Source organism: Stenotrophomonas sp. LST15-1-1.1, assembly GCF_040815575.1.
GTDB classification, from domain to species: domain Bacteria; phylum Pseudomonadota; class Gammaproteobacteria; order Xanthomonadales; family Xanthomonadaceae; genus Stenotrophomonas; species Stenotrophomonas lactitubi_B.
The window spans coordinates 637,166-652,287 of sequence record NZ_JBFPNJ010000001.1 but is presented as its reverse complement, the minus strand read 5'-3'; the positions used below and the strand labels follow the sequence as shown (position 1 = coordinate 652,287).

The 15,122-nt window shown below is 63.5% G+C and carries 12 protein-coding genes; 9 read left to right on the top strand and 3 right to left on the bottom strand.

The window, feature by feature from the left end:
- The first annotated feature begins 50 nt into the window (after positions 1-50).
- From MRBLST15_RS02965 to MRBLST15_RS02935, 7 genes are all read left to right on the top strand, one after another.
- Entirely contained in the window at positions 51-1,097 is a 1,047-nt protein-coding gene (locus MRBLST15_RS02965; RefSeq protein ID WP_367785200.1) for a heme/hemin ABC transporter substrate-binding protein, read from the top strand.
- Positions 1,094-2,137, top strand: a complete 1,044-nt coding sequence (locus tag MRBLST15_RS02960; protein ID WP_089241109.1) for a FecCD family ABC transporter permease — start codon at positions 1,094-1,096, stop codon at positions 2,135-2,137. The genes MRBLST15_RS02965 and MRBLST15_RS02960 overlap by 4 nt, the downstream gene beginning before the upstream one ends.
- A complete protein-coding gene (locus tag MRBLST15_RS02955; RefSeq protein WP_367785199.1) occupies positions 2,134-2,895 on the top strand; it encodes a heme ABC transporter ATP-binding protein in 762 nt (253 codons plus the stop codon). The genes MRBLST15_RS02960 and MRBLST15_RS02955 overlap by 4 nt, the downstream gene beginning before the upstream one ends.
- A 69-nt stretch (positions 2,896-2,964) precedes the next feature.
- Positions 2,965-3,714, top strand: coding sequence for a hypothetical protein (locus MRBLST15_RS02950; protein ID WP_367785198.1), 750 nt, complete (start codon positions 2,965-2,967; stop codon positions 3,712-3,714).
- Between the two features lie 382 nt (positions 3,715-4,096).
- On the top strand, positions 4,097-6,133 hold the full coding sequence (gene fusA / locus MRBLST15_RS02945) for an elongation factor G (protein ID WP_367785197.1): 2,037 nt from the start codon (positions 4,097-4,099) through the stop codon (positions 6,131-6,133).
- 202 nt (positions 6,134-6,335) lie between these two features.
- Positions 6,336-6,608 (top strand): hypothetical protein, encoded by a 273-nt coding sequence (locus tag MRBLST15_RS02940; RefSeq protein ID WP_025877210.1) that lies wholly within the window; start codon positions 6,336-6,338, stop codon positions 6,606-6,608.
- Between the two features lie 111 nt (positions 6,609-6,719).
- On the top strand, positions 6,720-7,475 hold the full coding sequence (locus MRBLST15_RS02935; RefSeq protein WP_312704187.1) for a SapC family protein: 756 nt from the start codon (positions 6,720-6,722) through the stop codon (positions 7,473-7,475).
- Position 7,476: 1 nt separating this feature from the next.
- On the opposite strand, the gene MRBLST15_RS02930 is transcribed toward MRBLST15_RS02935, so the two are convergent.
- Together MRBLST15_RS02930 and MRBLST15_RS02925 are read right to left on the bottom strand one after the other, a co-directional pair.
- Positions 7,477-9,804, bottom strand: a complete 2,328-nt coding sequence (locus MRBLST15_RS02930; RefSeq protein WP_367785194.1) for an ATP-binding protein — start codon at positions 9,802-9,804, stop codon at positions 7,477-7,479.
- On the bottom strand, positions 9,801-10,493 hold the full coding sequence (locus MRBLST15_RS02925) for a response regulator transcription factor (protein ID WP_323054333.1): 693 nt from the start codon (positions 10,491-10,493) through the stop codon (positions 9,801-9,803). Before MRBLST15_RS02925 ends, MRBLST15_RS02930 begins: the two co-directional genes overlap by 4 nt.
- 148 nt (positions 10,494-10,641) lie before the next feature.
- On the opposite strand from MRBLST15_RS02925, the gene MRBLST15_RS02920 reads away from it, so the two are divergent.
- Positions 10,642-11,907, top strand: a complete 1,266-nt coding sequence (locus MRBLST15_RS02920; protein ID WP_367785191.1) for a hypothetical protein — start codon at positions 10,642-10,644, stop codon at positions 11,905-11,907.
- Between the two features lie 1,170 nt (positions 11,908-13,077).
- Here MRBLST15_RS02920 and MRBLST15_RS02915 read toward each other — a convergent pair.
- Positions 13,078-14,661, bottom strand: a complete 1,584-nt coding sequence (locus MRBLST15_RS02915; protein ID WP_367785189.1) for a P-loop ATPase, Sll1717 family — start codon at positions 14,659-14,661, stop codon at positions 13,078-13,080.
- Positions 14,662-14,732: 71 nt separating this feature from the next.
- Here MRBLST15_RS02915 and MRBLST15_RS02910 point away from each other — a divergent pair, with 71 nt between their 5' ends.
- Positions 14,733-14,948, top strand: a complete 216-nt coding sequence (locus tag MRBLST15_RS02910) for a hypothetical protein (protein ID WP_367785538.1) — start codon at positions 14,733-14,735, stop codon at positions 14,946-14,948.
- Positions 14,949-15,122: the final 174 nt, after the last annotated feature.

Genomic DNA, 15,122 nt, shown 5'->3' with positions numbered 1-15,122 from the left:
GCCACAGGGCAGGGCGGCACCCCGTCGCCCTGCCAGCAAGGAGAATCTGCATGAACATCGCTTCCCGCCTGCGCCTGTGCGCGCTCCCGCTTGCCGTTTCACTGGTGCTGGCCGCCTGTGGCGACAAGGCACCGCCGTCCTCGGGCAACCCCGACACAGCTGCGCCGGCCACCGCCACCGCCGAATCCGGGGCGCTGCCCGCAGGCTGGCAGCGGGTGGCGGGCAATGACGTGCCGACCCTGCCGGGGCAGCAGGCGGTGTTGCCGACCAAGGTCCAGTCCGACGATGGTGCCGGTGTGGAAGTGGATGACACCAGCCGGATCATTGCCGGCGGTGACGACATCATCGCGGTGATCGAGGCGCTGGGACTGGGCAAGCAGGTGTTCGCTGCGCCGACCAACACCACGACTCAGGCAGGCCTGGCTGCGCCGCACCAGTTCCTGTTCAACCGCACCACCGGTGTGGAGGGCGTGCTGAGCCTGCAGGGCTCGCTGTTCATCGGCAACAGCCTGCGTCGCCACACCGAACTGGCAAAAAAGCTGCGTGAAGTGGGCGAGCCTGCGGTGGTGATCGATGACCTGCAGCCGGCACCGGACAAGGTGCGCAAGATTGCCGCCGTGCTCGGCGTGGCCGATGCAGGGCAGACCCTGGCCACGCAGGTGCAGCGTCAGCTGGATGAGGCTGCCGCTATCGGAAAGGGCCTGGGGCATGCGCCGCGGGTGATCCATGTGTCGGCGACGGGCGCAGGCGGTGCGCCGACCGTGGCCGGTGCCGACAGCGCGTCGGCCAAGCTGATCGCGCTGGCCGGCGGCATCAACATCGGCACCGAGGCCGGCGTGGCCAACTATTCGCAGCTGAGCAACGAAGGCGTGGTCGCGGCGGCACCGGAGGTGATCCTGGTGACCGAGCATGACCTGCAGCTGTTCGGCGGTGCCGAGGGCCTGTGGAAGGCCTACCCGACGCTGAAGCAGACCCCGGCGGGACAGGCCAACCGGGTCTGGGTGATGCCGGATGCGCAGCTGAAGTACGCCAGCATCGGTTCTGGTGCGGGCGCGTTGGCGTTGGCGCAGGCGCTGGCGGCGCTGCCGAAGGCATGAGTCCTGCGGATCGACGCCGCCGTCGCGGGCGGACGATGTTGTTGATTGCGCTGGTCGCGTTGCTGGGTGCGGTGCTGGCGTCGTTTGCCGTGGGGCCGCTGCGGCTGCCGCCTCTGGAAGTGATGCAGGCGCTGGCGGTAAAACTGGGTCTGCTCGATCCGCAATCGGTCAGCAGTCGTGACCTGGCCGTGGTGTGGCAGCTGCGCATTCCGCGTGCGCTGCTGGGGGCCATGGTCGGCGCGGCGCTGGCGATGGCCGGCGCCAGCCTGCAGGGACTGTTCGGCAATCCGCTGGCCGATCCGGGCATCGTCGGTGTCAGCCAGGGCGCTGCGTTGGGCGCCGTGGCGGCGATCGTTCTCGGCGCCGCGGGTGCAGCCGGCTGGTTGGTGCCGGTGGCGGCATTCGGCGGCGGTGCCGCCGCGATCGGGTTGACCTACGCGCTGGCACGGCCGGGCAAGGGCAGTGGCAATGCCACGCTGTTGCTGGTGGGCATTGCGATGGCCGCATTCTGCTCGGCCCTGATCGGCTTCCTGACCTACATCGCCAACGAAAGCGAGCTGCAATCGCTGGTGTTCTGGCAGATGGGCTCGTTGGCGCGGGCCAACTGGGCTGATGTGGTGGCGGTGCTGCCGCTGTTTGCCATCGGTGCGTTCGCGCTGCAGCGCCTGGCCACGCCGCTGGACATGCTGGCGCTGGGCGAGCGCCAGGCGCAGCACCTGGGGCTGGATGTGGCGCGTACACGCCGCCTGCTGGTGGCGTTCAGTGCGCTGCTGGTGGGCTCCGCCGTGGCGTTCGCTGGTTCGATCAGCTTTGTCGGCCTGGTCGTGCCGCACGTAGCACGCTTGCTGGTGGGCCCGGGCCATCGCTGGCTGCTGCCATTGTCGGGCCTGCTGGGGGCGCTGCTGATCGTGGTGGCCGACACTGCTGCACGCACCCTGGACCCGCCTGCCGAGATTCCACTGGGCCTGTTCTCCGCCGCGCTGGGCGCGCCGTTCTTCCTGTGGCTGGTGCTGCAGCAGCGTCGCAAGGCAGCCGCATGAGCGCTTTTCTGCAATTGCGCGACGTGGTGGTGCGCCGCCAGCAGCGCGAGATCCTGCATGGCATCACCCTTGCGTTCCAGCCGCGCACGGTGACGGCGCTGGTGGGGCCCAATGGTGCCGGCAAGTCCACCCTGCTGGGCGTGGCGGCCGGCGATCTGCGCGCAGACGGTGGCGACGTGCATCTGCACGGACGTCCGCTGCGCGACTACAAAGCCGGGCCGCTGGCATGCGAACGTGCGGTGATGCCGCAGGAGCACGGCGTGCGCTTCGCCTTCAGCGTGGAAGAAGTCGTGGCGATGGGGCGCCTGCCGCATCCGCCGGATCCGCAGGTGGACGATGCGCAGGTGGAAAGCGCAATCGATGCTGCCGAACTGCAGGCGCTGCGCCTGCGCGAAGTGCAGCAGCTGTCGGGTGGTGAATCGGCGCGGACCACCTTCGCCCGTGTGCTGGCACAGGACACGCCGTTGCTGTTGCTGGATGAGCCCACGGCTGCGCTGGATCTGCGCCATCAGGAGCGCACCCTGCGCAGCGTGCGTGCCTGCGCCGAAGCGGGCGCGTGCGTGATCGTGGTGCTGCATGACCTCAACCTGGCGGCCGGCTACTCCGATCGCATCGTGCTGCTGGAACAGGGCAGGGTGGCCGCTGACGGCACGCCTTCGGAGGTGCTGACCGAGGCCAACCTGCAGCGCGTCTACCAGCAGGACGTGGTGGTGCTGCAGCATCCGCGCCGCGGTGTGCCGTTGGTGGTGGTGACCTGATGCGGTAAAGCCGCGCAGAGCGGGGAGAAGTATCATTGGCGGTTCGTTTTTCTCAACGGAATGACCCCCATGAAATACATCCTCCCGCGCGCGACACTGCTGGCTTCGATCATTGCTGCATCGTGCACGGCGCACGCCGCTCCCGTCCGCACGGTTGTGCTGGACAAAGTGGCTGACCAGGCGACTTCGATCGAAATCCGTCATGCGAAGGGTGCCGGCGCCGCCTCCGATCTGTTCACCACGCACTACTACACCGGTGGCGCGATGCTGATGGCCTGGGGCAATCAAAGCGTGCTGCTGCTCTGCAAGAAGTCGGCGTATCTGAAGCTGCCGGGCATGAAGCCTGCAGCCAGCGAACTGCCGCTGGAGAAGCGGCAGATGATCGGCTACGAAGCAATGATGGCGGGCTACGGCGGCATCGCTGCCGTGGGTGGACTGGTGGATGGCAAGATCGAAGTTGCCGATGACGGCAGTGAAGTGCGCCGCCAGGCCGAGCGGTCGTGGGCCTACGGCGTTGAACGCTACGACGTGATCAGCCAGCGCATGCCCAATGGTGCGCTGCGCGTGCGCGCACTGAAGACCGCCACGTTGAACAACGCAAAGCCGTCGAAGCCGGGTGACACCTTCAGTACCGAAGACGATCAGGCGGCCCGCCTGCGCGAGCTGGGTGCGGTGGGCAGCTGGACCGAAGTGACGATCCACGACACACCCCGTCGCGGCGAGATCAATGCCGCCTTCCCGCTGAAGGACTGGGTGTCGGTGACGGGGGATCACGCCGCGACGGTGGGTGAGGCGCGGCGTATCAACGGTTGTGAGTGATCGTTCTTGAGATATTTCCACCCCGATGCGCCGCATCGTTCCACTCATGTGCGCAATATTCACTTGCGCGCCAGACTGACAGGTCTAGAATGCGCCGCATGAACCGGATGCCGCTCCTGAAGTTTTTCACCCTGACCCGCGCTGGCGCGGAACGGGCGTGTCTGCCTGGAGCCCCACGAGGCCGCTGATCGCGGCCTTCGCTGGACCATCCACAGAGCGCCCTCCGGGGCGCTCTTTTCGTTTCCGCCTTCCATCCCTCAACCCGCTCCACCGCAAGGAGAACGTGCCATGCACCAGATCGCCGAGACCGAACGTCAGCCGCACACCCTGTAGCCAACCGGGGTGTGCGGCCCCCGAAGTTGGCCCAGCAGGAACCCATCTCATGAACACCCATACTCTGTCGCGTCTTCGCAACCTCGGCATCATTGCCCACATCGACGCTGGCAAAACCACCCTAACCGAACGTCTTCTGTGGAAGACCGGCGAGATCCACCGCGTCGGCGAAGTGCACGACGGCAACGCGACCACCGACTTCTCGGCGATCGAGCGCGAACGTGGCATCACCATCGGCGCCGCTGCCGTGCACGCGCAATGGGCGCCGCGCGATCTGCCGCTGCACCAGCTGACCCTGATCGACACCCCCGGCCACATCGACTTCGCCATTGAGGTCGAGCGCTCGCTGCGCGTGCTCGACGGTGCCGTGGCCGTGTTCTCGGCCGTGGACGGCGTGCAGCCGCAGTCGGAAACCGTGTGGCGCCAGGCGCGCCGGCATGGCGTGCCGTTGATTGCGTTCGTCAACAAGATGGATCGCATCGGCGCGTCGTTCGAGCGCGTGCTGGAGCAGCTGCAGGACAAGCTGCGGGCGCGCCCTTGGGCGCTGGGCGTACCGTTGGGCAGTGAAGGTGGCTTCCATGGCTGGGTCGACCTGGTCGATGGCCGAGTGCTTCACTGGCAGGATGGTGGCGCGGCGACGGTGACGGCCTGGAGCGACGCCGAGCGCGCGCAGTGGCAGCCGCAGCGCAATGCGCTGGTCGAGGCCGTGGCTGATCATGACGATGTGCTGGCAACGGCATGGCTGGAAGGCCGTGACATCGACGCGACGATGCTGCGCGCAGCGATCCGCCGCGCGACGCTGTCTGGCGCCGGCGTGCCGGTGCTGGCTGGCGCTGCCTTCAAGGACAAGGGCATCGAGACACTGCTGGATGCGGTGGTCGATTACCTGCCGTCGCCGCTGGATCGTCCTGCGGTTACTGCCGAAGGCGAAGGTGGTGACGTCCTGCTGCCGCCGGACCCGGACGGCCCGTTGGCAGGCCTGCTGTTCAAGATCACCCACCAGCAGCACGGCGCGTTGAGTTTCGTGCGGCTGTACTCGGGCACCTTGAAGGTGGGCGACAACGTGGCCAGCTCGCAGCACCCGCAAGGGCGCCGCATCAGCCGGCTGGTGCGCGTGCAGGCCGACCAGACCCAGGACATCGCACAGGCCGTGGCCGGGGACATCGTGGCGGTGCTGGGCTGGAAGGATGCGGTCAGCGGTGAAACGCTGAGCGGGCGAGGGCAGCCGTTGCGTCTGGAGAGCATCCAGGCGCAGGCCCCGGTGCTGGCATGGCGGTTGGAACCGGCCCGTGCGGCCGACCTGATCCGATTGGCGCAGGGGCTGGCCAGCCTTGCCCAGGAAGATCCCTCGTTCCGGGTGGAAACCGATCGCGACACCGGTGAAACCCTGGCCTGGGGCATGGGCGAGCTGCACCTGGAAGTGATGGTCGAGCGCCTGCGCAGCGAATGGAAGCTGGACATCGGCATTGGTGCGCCACGCGTGGCTTACCAGGAGACGCCGCAGCGTGCCGTTGAAGGTGTTGTGGGCCGGTTGGTCAAGCAGACCGGTGGCCAGGGCCAGTTTGCACACGTGGTGCTGGATGTGGCGCCGCGCGACGACGGCGAGGTTGTGTTCAATGACCGCATCGTTGGTGGCGTGGTGCCGCGCAACTTCATCGCTGCGGTGGAGAAGGGCGTTCGTGCGGCGCTGTCGGAAGGCCCCCAGGGGCATCCGGTGGTCGGCATCGAAGTCAGCCTGGTGGATGGCCAGACCCACGCCAAGGATTCGTCGGAGATGGCGTTCCACCGGGCAGGCAGCGAGGGCATCAAGGCCGCGCTGGCGGCCAGCGGCACGCAGTTGCTGGAACCGGTGATGGCGGTGACGGTGCATTCGCCGTCTGCCTCGGTGGGTGACGTGGTGGGCGATCTGAATCGTCGCCATGGCCGCGTCGCCCGCATCGACGACCAGGACGGTCGCGCCGAAGTCAGCGGGTTCGCGCCGCTGGCGCAGCTGGTCGGCTACACCACATCGCTGCGTTCGCTGAGTCAGGGGCGTGCCAGCAGCGAATCGCATCTGCACGGCTACGAGCCGGTGCGTGCGTCGTAAGGAAGGAGCAGGGGAGCCCGTACGCGGGCTCCCTTTTTTTGTGTGGTGCCGGGGTCCGTATCCACGCATGGCGTCGATCTACTGCAAGCCCGTCGCCCAATTGCACTGCATTGCAACAAAACTGCAGAAAAAGCTGGATTAAAGTGATGCCTCACGATAAATTGCGCACCCCCCGTTGCTTGCCGCCGCCCGCACCCTGCCCATGCGTGATGACAATGACCCCGGAACCCTGGAGCTGACCCTGCCGCGCAAACGCGGTCGGCCGCCCAAGTTCGGGTACGCAATGAGCGACGCGCAGCGGGCTGCACGCTACCGGGCGCGGCGCGCAGGGCAGGCCAACCATGCCGATGTGCGGCACTGCAGCGACATGGTCCTGCTGGACAAGATCCGCGCAGCGGTCAGTGCGCGCGACACCGAGCTGGCCGGCTTCCTGGTTCACGTTCTGTGGCAGCGTTACCCGTTGCAGCTGAAATAAGTCGGCTGCGGGGTGGCCGTTGTCACCTGCCTTGTTGATAATGCGGGATTCAGGTTGTTCCCGCTGGCGCGCCCGGGATGGCAGGCGCGCATGATCGACATGGTTTCCACGATGACCACCACCAGCGACACCACCACCGAAGCTGCGCCGAGCAGCACGCCCCTGTTCTACAACCGTCCGGTGCCGCTGCAGGCAGATCTGCACGCCGATCTGCGCATCCTGCCGGGCAAGCTTGAGTTCGCTGCCAGCAGCAACTCGATCCCGCTGGTGCTGGGCGAATTCTCGCTGGCGCTGCACCACTTCCCGATCCTGTTCGCAGGCCCGACCGCGGTGCCGATGGCAGCCGTGGGCGTGACTACCGACAACCTGTTCATCACCGATGGCCTGTGGGACGACGAGACCTACATTCCGGCCTATCTGCGCCGCCATCCCTTCATCTTCATCGACACCGGCGCGGACAATGACTTCCTGCTCGGCATCGATGAAGACAGCACGCGCATCGTCCGCGGCGGCGAAGAAGGCCAGCCGCTGTTCGTCGATGGCAAGGCCACGGACATGGTGCAGCAGGCACTCGAGTTCTGCGGCCAGTTCACCCGCGAGCACGAACAGACCCAGGCGTTCTCCAAGGCGCTGGTCGACAACGGCCTGCTGGTCGAGCGCAATGCAACCGTGCGCCTGCCTGATGGCCGCGAGTTCAACCTCAACGGCTTCTTCGTGGTCGACGTGGAGAAGTTCATTGCACTGCCGGACGCGACCGTCGTCGAATGGCACCGCAACGGCTGGCTGGCGCTGATCCACCAGCACCTGATGTCGCTGGGTCGCTTCAACGACCTGACCCGCCGCCAGGCGGGCCGCAACGCTGCCTGATTCAGGCTGCCGGCGTGGCTTCCGTACTCCGGGAGCCGCGCCAGCGTTGCATCTCGGCCAGCATCTGGCGCGCCTCGCCCCACCTGGGTGGCACGCAGTCGCCCAATTCCCAGAGTTCGCCGGCAAGCCCCGCCATGCCGCCCGCGCCGAGCATCTGCAGCGTCCCCTGCAGTCGATGCGCGTGATGGCGCAGCCGCACGGCATCGCAATGATCGATCGCTTCGTGCAGGCATTGCAGTTCGCGATCCATATCTTCTTCGTAGGCGGCCACCAGTTCGTGGCCAATGCCCTCGTTGGTGCCGGCCGTCACAGGTAGATCCAGCGCCTCCAGCAGCGCATCGATCTGCAGCGGCTTGACCAGCACCGCGTCGATGCCAGCCGCGTGGCAGCGCAGCGCGTGGTCGTCACCGGCGAAGGCGGAGAGTGCAACCAGTCGGCTGCGATGCATCCCTCCCGCCTCAAGCAACCTCAATTGCCGCGCCAGCGCATAACCATCCATTCCGGGCAGACCGATGTCCAGCATCACCAGCGGGCAGGGCGATTCCTTCTGGGCCGCCAATGCGTCGGCGGCGTTGGCAGCCTCAAGCACCGTCGCACCCCATTGCCTCAACTGGGCGGCAATCACCCGGCGATTCAGCACGTGATCTTCGACCAGCAGCACGCGCATGCCGGCCAGATGGGGCGGGGCGGAGGCTGCAGAAGTGGCCTGCGCCTCCTCGCGCACCCGCTGCACGGGCAGATGAAGAATGAAGCGGCTGCCACGGCCATGCACACTATGGACGTCCAGAGTGCCCCCCATGGCTTCGGCCAGTGTGCGGCAGATGGAGAGGCCGAGCCCGCTGCCCCCGCGCTGCCTGCCCGCGTCGGCCTGCTGGAAGGGCTTGAAGAGGTCGGCCATCTGAGCGGGCGCAATGCCGATGCCACTGTCGATGACCTCTATCAGCAGCGATGCGGGCTTTGCTGGGGCATCCACCTGCAGGCGTAGTTCAACGCCGCCGACGTCGGTGAATTTGACGGCATTGCCGAGCAGGTTGTCGAGCAGCTGGCGCAGGCAGTCCGGGTCCGTTGCCAGCATCGGGAAGGGCGCATGCGGCGCGGACAGATGCAGGCTCAGCGCCTTCTTCTGCGCCTGGGGCGCAATGGCCTGCAGCGCCTGCGTGCAGATCGCAGGAACGTCGCATGACACCCGCTTTGGCCGGAAGGTGCCATTGGCCAGGCGAGAGAAATCCAATGTGCGATCGAGCAGTCCGCGCAGTGCCTGGCTGGCATTGGCGGCGGCGGCGACCAGCTCGCGCTGCCCGGCTGGCAGTGGCGCCTGACCCAGCAGATCGATGGATGTCATGATCGCCTGGGCTGAGTTGCGGACCTCGTGGCTGATCATGCCGGTCATCTGCACCTGTTTCTGGTCAAGGCCCTGCTGCCGGCGCAGGCTGCGTGCAGCCAGCAACGGAAACGTCAGCAGCAGAGCGGCGACGGGGATGAGCCAAAGCGAAGCGCCATCGAGGCCTTCGCGCACCTTTTGGCCGAACGCAGCCGGCAGCCCCTGCTGGGCCCAGTACTGCAGCAGCTGGGCATGTTCTTCGACGGTGATGTCATCCAGTGCTGCTTCGATACGATCAAGCAGCTTCTGGTCTTCGCGCCGGGCAAGAAGATGCAGCTGCGTCGGGAAATTGGCATCCAGCCTCTGCAGCCGCAGGCTGTGGGAAAAGTGGCGCCGTGTCATCGCACGCGCAGTGGATTCCAGGCCGATGGCAGCGTCGGCAATGCCGGCATCGACGGCAGTCAGTGCCGCCCGCATGCTGGGATGCGGCAGCACATGCACTGCAGGGTGGTATTCGGCCAGCCACGCCGGATAGGGGCCTCCTTCAACGGCAGCGATCCGCAGCGCGCCGGCATCGGCAATCCGCCGCGGCAGGCGCTCGCCAATGCGGCCGGCGAGCACGCTTGCACCTCCATGAAAACTGCGCGAGGGCGCGAGGTTGGGGCAGGGCAGGCGCGCGCCATCGCCCGCCCCTTGCACCAGCACAAGATCAGCCTTCCCCTCGCAGACAGCCGTCATCGCGGCGAGAGTGCTGGGAAAAGGGACCTCGACGAAGACCAGGCCGGAATGGCGGGTGACGAGCGCGGCATAGCCATGCGCCAGCGTCTGCAGCACCTCCGGGTTGGCGGCATCTTCGGGGGTAGGGTGCAGTGTCGGCGCCGCGGCTACCCGGACCTCACGTCCAGCCGCCCATTCGCCGTGCGGGATGTCGCCTGCAGACGTACAGGGAAGCAAGGTGAGCAGCGCCAGCAGTGCGAGTGTTCGGGCGCGCTTCAACAGCGCGGTCACAGAGCCTCCAGCTGCTGCCGCATGGCGAAGATCTCCGCGTCATTGCGCAGGCCGAGCTTGCGCAGGGCGGCGATTTTCTGCGTGCTGACGGTCTTTATGCTGCGGTGCCGGTGCAATGCAATTTCCGAGACGGTCAATCCATCCAGGACCAGGCGGATGACCTCGCGTTCATTGCGGCTGAGGGTATCGCAGGGGGTCAGCAGCTTGCACGACGGCGGAATCCTGCAGAGCCCTTGGGCCACGCGTACAACCGCGTCGGAAAGTTCGGTCAAAGGTTCGGACTTGCCGACAAAGCCGCTGATCCCTGCATCCAGCAGGTGATTGATGATCGCAACGGAGTTCTGCCCAGCGAAGCCAAGCAGCGTTACCCGCGGCAGCACCTGTCGCAGGTGCTGGACGAGCTCGGCGCCGCTGATATCACCCGGCGCCAAGGTGATGTCGATGATCGCCACATCCGCGTGGCACTGCTGCAGGGCCAGCACGAAGGCCTGGCTGTCACTGTGGCTGGCAACGATCTCGAAGCGGCTGTCGTTGCCGAGATGAAAAGCCGTGCCGCGGCGGACAACGTCATGGTCATCTAGCAGGGCCAGGCGAAGCCGGCGCGGTGCAGGGAATCCGTTCATGCGCAGGAGTGCTGTCAGCGCCGAGTGGCGTGGTGAGCATTCTGACGCCCCTGTCGCGTCGAGCATCGAAAACGTTCGATTTTTGAGACTTTTCCTAGGGCGCAATTAGGAAAAGTTGGAGCTTTATGTCGGAATCGGCGCCGGCAGGACGTAGCGAAGTAGCCTGTTGCGTCTACCAACTTCTGAACAACGTCTGCAAGGAGTGTATTGAGCCATGGACACCTGCTTCTCTGATATCCGCAACGCCGATCTGCAACGTCGGATGGATGCGTCCGGCACCCTGTCGATCTTCGATGCGTTGTTCGTAGCCCGCTCACCGCTGCTGTTGAACGCTTTGTTCCCGAAACTGGACGCGGCGCATGCGGCAGGTGCGCTCGAGGATCGCGTCGTTTCGACGTACCAGCGGCAACTGCAACGGGAACTGAGGCAACTGCAAGCGGCAGTGGAAGACGCCGAGGCGGCCGGTCGCGACTGCCACATCGAGAAGGCAAAGATCGAAGCGCTTGACCGTCGGCCTGCAGTGGACTCCCTCAGTGCATTCCTGGCGATGTGCGATGGGCTTTGGCCGGGTGTCCGCGACCTGCGCGTGCAACGCTGCCAGCAGCTTCAGCCTGACAAGGATGCGAAGGCCTACGTGGATCAACATGGCCAAATGTTCGAGATCGGGGCGCTGCTTTACCAGGAGTACCTGGACAGGCGAGGGCTGCTTGATCGTTTCCGCGCCCCCTTTGCAAGCGAGCTGGCGGCGATCTACAAGGGCAGGGGCGTTGACCTTTCGGTGACCGACCAGCAGTTCGCCAAGTACAGACTGCTTTCACTCAGCAAGCCACTGCGCATTGTGAACGACCAGGCATTCCAGGGACTTTCACATGAGGGCTGGGGTCTGTATTTCGGCATTGAGGTGCCTCGGCCGGTGCTGTCCGCGATCGAGTCGATGCGTGACGACAGTCGCGTTCCCAGCATTGCCTTCGCCATCAACTCAGCGCTGGACGCAATCCCAAGCTTTGAAGCGCTGGAGTTCGGCAAATCCTTCCAGCTGACGGATCTGCAGGCGCCGTCGGTGTCGAAGTTCTATGGTGACAGCTGTTATGACGACGCGCTCTGGATCAAGATCGAGCAGAACCCGCCGAGCATGACGTTTGAAGAGCTGTGCGCCGACGTGCCGGCGCTGGATGGCCAGGTGGTGACGCAGGTGGTGCACCTGCAGTTCGCTGGAGCCGCCGGGCAGGAGGTCATCTACCACCTCGATCACGAGTACATCCTGTATTCCGAAGCCGACCATGCACGCCGCCGGCAGGACGCCAGCATCAAGGGCAATGCCCGGTACAAGACGTTCAAGATCGATGGCGCGCACATTCCAATCGATTTCCAGGTCAACGGGGGCTACTTCCTGTACCTGGTGCTGGACGCGTTCTTCGAGAACAAGGCGCTGATCCGTGAGTACTTTGGGGTGGCCGACGGTTCTGGCAGTGCCAATTAACGTGACGCGTCACGGTGAATGCGGGGCTGCGGTCTGTTGAAATCTGCAGGACTGAGGGCCTGGATGGCCCTCAGAATTCAACGTTTGCCCGGTTCGGAATGCTGCCTGGCTCGTTGCTGACGTGCGTGCGGGTTGAGGCTGGGGTGTGCTGCAGGGCTGGCTGACTGTGCGTGGCTGTTCGTAATCGCATGGACGCGATTGCCGCAGGTGCTCTGGTCCAACTGCGGCTCTGACGATGTACGAGGCGTTGGGATGAGAGGTTGAAGGCTGGAGCTCACTGCTGGTCCGTTGTGAACATAATATACATTATGCGAAATTATACATGTCCGACACAGTCTGCTGTGTTGGGCTGCTTTCGCTGGTTCTGCTTGGCAATGGCTGAAGCCCTGGCTTGGCTCTTGCCTCCCTACAAGCTCCCCCGACAAGGATGAGCTTGCAGCATGATCTGGATCGACCCCCACGACCGAATTGACCTGACCAGCCCTTGGGCTGGTTTCGAGTTCCACGGTGAGCACATGTTCACTCCTGAAGGCCATCAGCTCGAACATGCAACATGACTTAGCGGTCCCCGACATGCGACAACGCGCGAGTGCCTTGCCGGGGCTCCCAGAATTCACCGAGAACGGCGGTTGGGCGTGTGCGATACGAGGGGCGCTACCATTAGGCGCCGATCAAGTTCCAAGCAGGGACGCGCCGCCACCACGGCGCAAAAGATTGCGCCAACGAAACCTTCGTTCCAGATCTCCATCCCCTACTCTCTATGCAAGTAGCTCCTGTTGATCCAGTTCGCCCTGCAGTTCGCCTAGCGTTCGCGGCAGCGCTGCCGACCGCCTGCGGGAGCGCGGATCTGATCCCGGTCGTTCGGCACTTTTCGGGACACCCAACCGCCGATAGCGCTGCTCGACGGACTTGCCCGTCCAGTGCGCGGCGCTTCACTCGACAGGGGCGGGCCTCTTCTAGGCAGTTCAATAAGCTGAGCTCCATTATGAGATCTATTAAAGGAAAAGGCTTCGCGCCAATCTGACGCGAAGCCTTTTCAATAAATAGCGCGAAGCGTGCTCGTAACAAGTGTTGCAAATATATGGATTGCGCCCTTGGCCAGGGAATCGCCGAACAGCCGAAATATCGAAGTAATTTTCCACTCATTGCCGCATCTTTCAGCGGCTCGCATCAGCCATCGCCAAAGCTTGACCCAGACTCAATCTTTAGGATTTCACGATAGCTCGGATGAATTTCCCAGTCCATCCCATCATCTAGATTCAGATCACTAGACAGGAGGTTGGGGCGCTCCTCGTAGCGAACAAAGCCGAGCCCGGCAGAATCGTCTTCGTTTCGAGCGCAGATGAAGCCGCATCTAAAGAGGAAATTGGCGATTGAAAGGCTGCCGCGGGCGGACGAAACGCCGTCGATCTTTGGGATTCCTCCGCGAACAACGATCTTTTCCCCAATGTGATCCAGAAGCTCAGTCGTAGTATATCGCTTTCTTCCCCCGCTGAAGCTCTCAATAATTGCCTGCAAACTTTCACACTGATGCCTGTGCTCTTTATAAAGATCACTAATTCTCAGCGTTCCATAGTTGCGCAGGATCGCCTTAATGTGGCCAATCGAAATCCGAGTTGCACTTTTTGCAGAAGCATCCCTGGCTGCCATCTTGCACAGCTGAGCCGCCCATCGTGGACGTCCGCCGGATAGGATGTGTATGGGGCGAAATGACTCGAGATGGCGCCCCGACCAAGGGAAGGGCTCCTTAAAAATCCACTTCCTTATCTCGTGCCTTTCTAAATCAGCCCTGCGGAGAGCATATGGTTTGTGGTGAGGATAACGTCTACTGAAGAAGCTATAAATTTTGTTTTCAAGAATTCGCCCTGTCTCTTCCGTACTCCAGGCGAGGTCAAGCATGTATTGCTCGCACTTATCAAGCGCCTCATCATACTGCGCTATTACCGACCAAACGTCGGTTCTAACGGCCGCACGAATGTAGAGGCCACTTATTGACGTCACCAAGTTCCTGCATGCACTAAAGAACGTCCCTACCTTGAGTCGCTCCGATTCTGTATTTACGAACGTCGCGTCGACATCGTCTATGAAAATCCAAACATCTACGGATTTTGTTTTATCCAAGAACCGCTGCAGCAAGCGCTGTTGATCAGCAATTTCGATTCTAGACCTGCCAATATCCACGCCGGGCATTTTTACACTAAGCCTATCAAAGAGCGCGCTAATCAAGTTCCTGCCGCGAAATCCGGCGAGCTCCGATGACTCAATCAGAGAGATAGCGTCGTCGGTGAATCCGACATTCAGAATGGACCCCATCTCTCGATTAACAAGCGTGCAAATCCGTTGCTGCCACCCATAGATCATTTCGTCCGGTGTCTCGCCTCGCACATCTTGCAGTGCGATCAGATCCGATGCCTTGACGTAAATGCATAGCCCAGCCTCCTTCTGGCGCCGCCGCTCGTAATACGTTCTTTTCAGTAGTGACGATTTTCCAATTCCCTTTCTAGACCTGACAAATTGAAGCCGCTGAGAATCCGAATAAAATGGCTTAAAGGCAGCCTTATCAAGAAAATAGCCCGCGAGCACCTCCGGATCCTCATCGTCCCCAGCCTCGTTGCCAAACAGCTCAGGATCGGTCAGCTCCGCAAGCCTTGCCTCGATGCCGGAAACCAGCGGAGCGTCATCAAGATCCCTCGCAATTTCGTCATCTTGCCGTCGGCTAGCCCCCTTGGCCTTCCACACGCTTCTTCTGGACATACACTGATCTCCTTGCCCTTAAAGTTGAACCCAATTTCCATATCCGACTAATCCGAGGCCTGACTCAACCATTGACCCTCGCCGCCGATACTACCGCTGATGATAGCCACACTGCCGACGTCTTCCGGCGCCCGGTCCAGCTGATCGGCGACCAGGACGTGGCCGTGGTCAGCGGTGACAACGCCGCCGTTGAAGAAGCGTTGTGCCTGCGCAGCATCGCCTGCAAGGCCTGCCTGATCTACCGCGGCGACAGCCTATTGTTTAGCCCCAAAAGAGGTGGCCCCTAGGTGCACTCCATGCATCACCTTCCATCAATGCAGCCCTGCCCTATGGTGTCATGCAGCTGACCCGCCCCCGATCTTGATCGCTTCGGGCTTGCCACGTTGGCCGGGGGGGGGGGGGGCATGTCAGCAGCGCCGTGCGCACACATGCGAGCGAAAACGTAGGTGCCGGATGCCAAG

Bases quoted from the DNA above. Each gene is read 5' to 3' on its own strand.
- MRBLST15_RS02935 (WP_312704187.1), top strand. From the start codon at position 6,720: ATGACCACCACCAGCGACACCACCACCGAAGCTGCGCCGAGCAGCACG.
- MRBLST15_RS02915 (WP_367785189.1), bottom strand. From the start codon at position 14,661: ATGTCCAGAAGAAGCGTGTGGAAGGCCAAGGGGGCTAGCCGACGGCAA.
- MRBLST15_RS02940 (WP_025877210.1), top strand. From the start codon at position 6,336: ATGCGTGATGACAATGACCCCGGAACCCTGGAGCTGACCCTGCCGCGC.
- MRBLST15_RS02950 (WP_367785198.1), top strand. From the start codon at position 2,965: ATGAAATACATCCTCCCGCGCGCGACACTGCTGGCTTCGATCATTGCT.
- MRBLST15_RS02960 (WP_089241109.1), top strand. From the start codon at position 1,094: ATGAGTCCTGCGGATCGACGCCGCCGTCGCGGGCGGACGATGTTGTTG.
- MRBLST15_RS02920 (WP_367785191.1), top strand. From the start codon at position 10,642: ATGGACACCTGCTTCTCTGATATCCGCAACGCCGATCTGCAACGTCGG.
- MRBLST15_RS02955 (WP_367785199.1), top strand. From the start codon at position 2,134: ATGAGCGCTTTTCTGCAATTGCGCGACGTGGTGGTGCGCCGCCAGCAG.
- MRBLST15_RS02925 (WP_323054333.1), bottom strand. From the start codon at position 10,493: ATGCTCGACGCGACAGGGGCGTCAGAATGCTCACCACGCCACTCGGCG.
- MRBLST15_RS02965 (WP_367785200.1), top strand. From the start codon at position 51: ATGAACATCGCTTCCCGCCTGCGCCTGTGCGCGCTCCCGCTTGCCGTT.
- fusA (WP_367785197.1), top strand. From the start codon at position 4,097: ATGAACACCCATACTCTGTCGCGTCTTCGCAACCTCGGCATCATTGCC.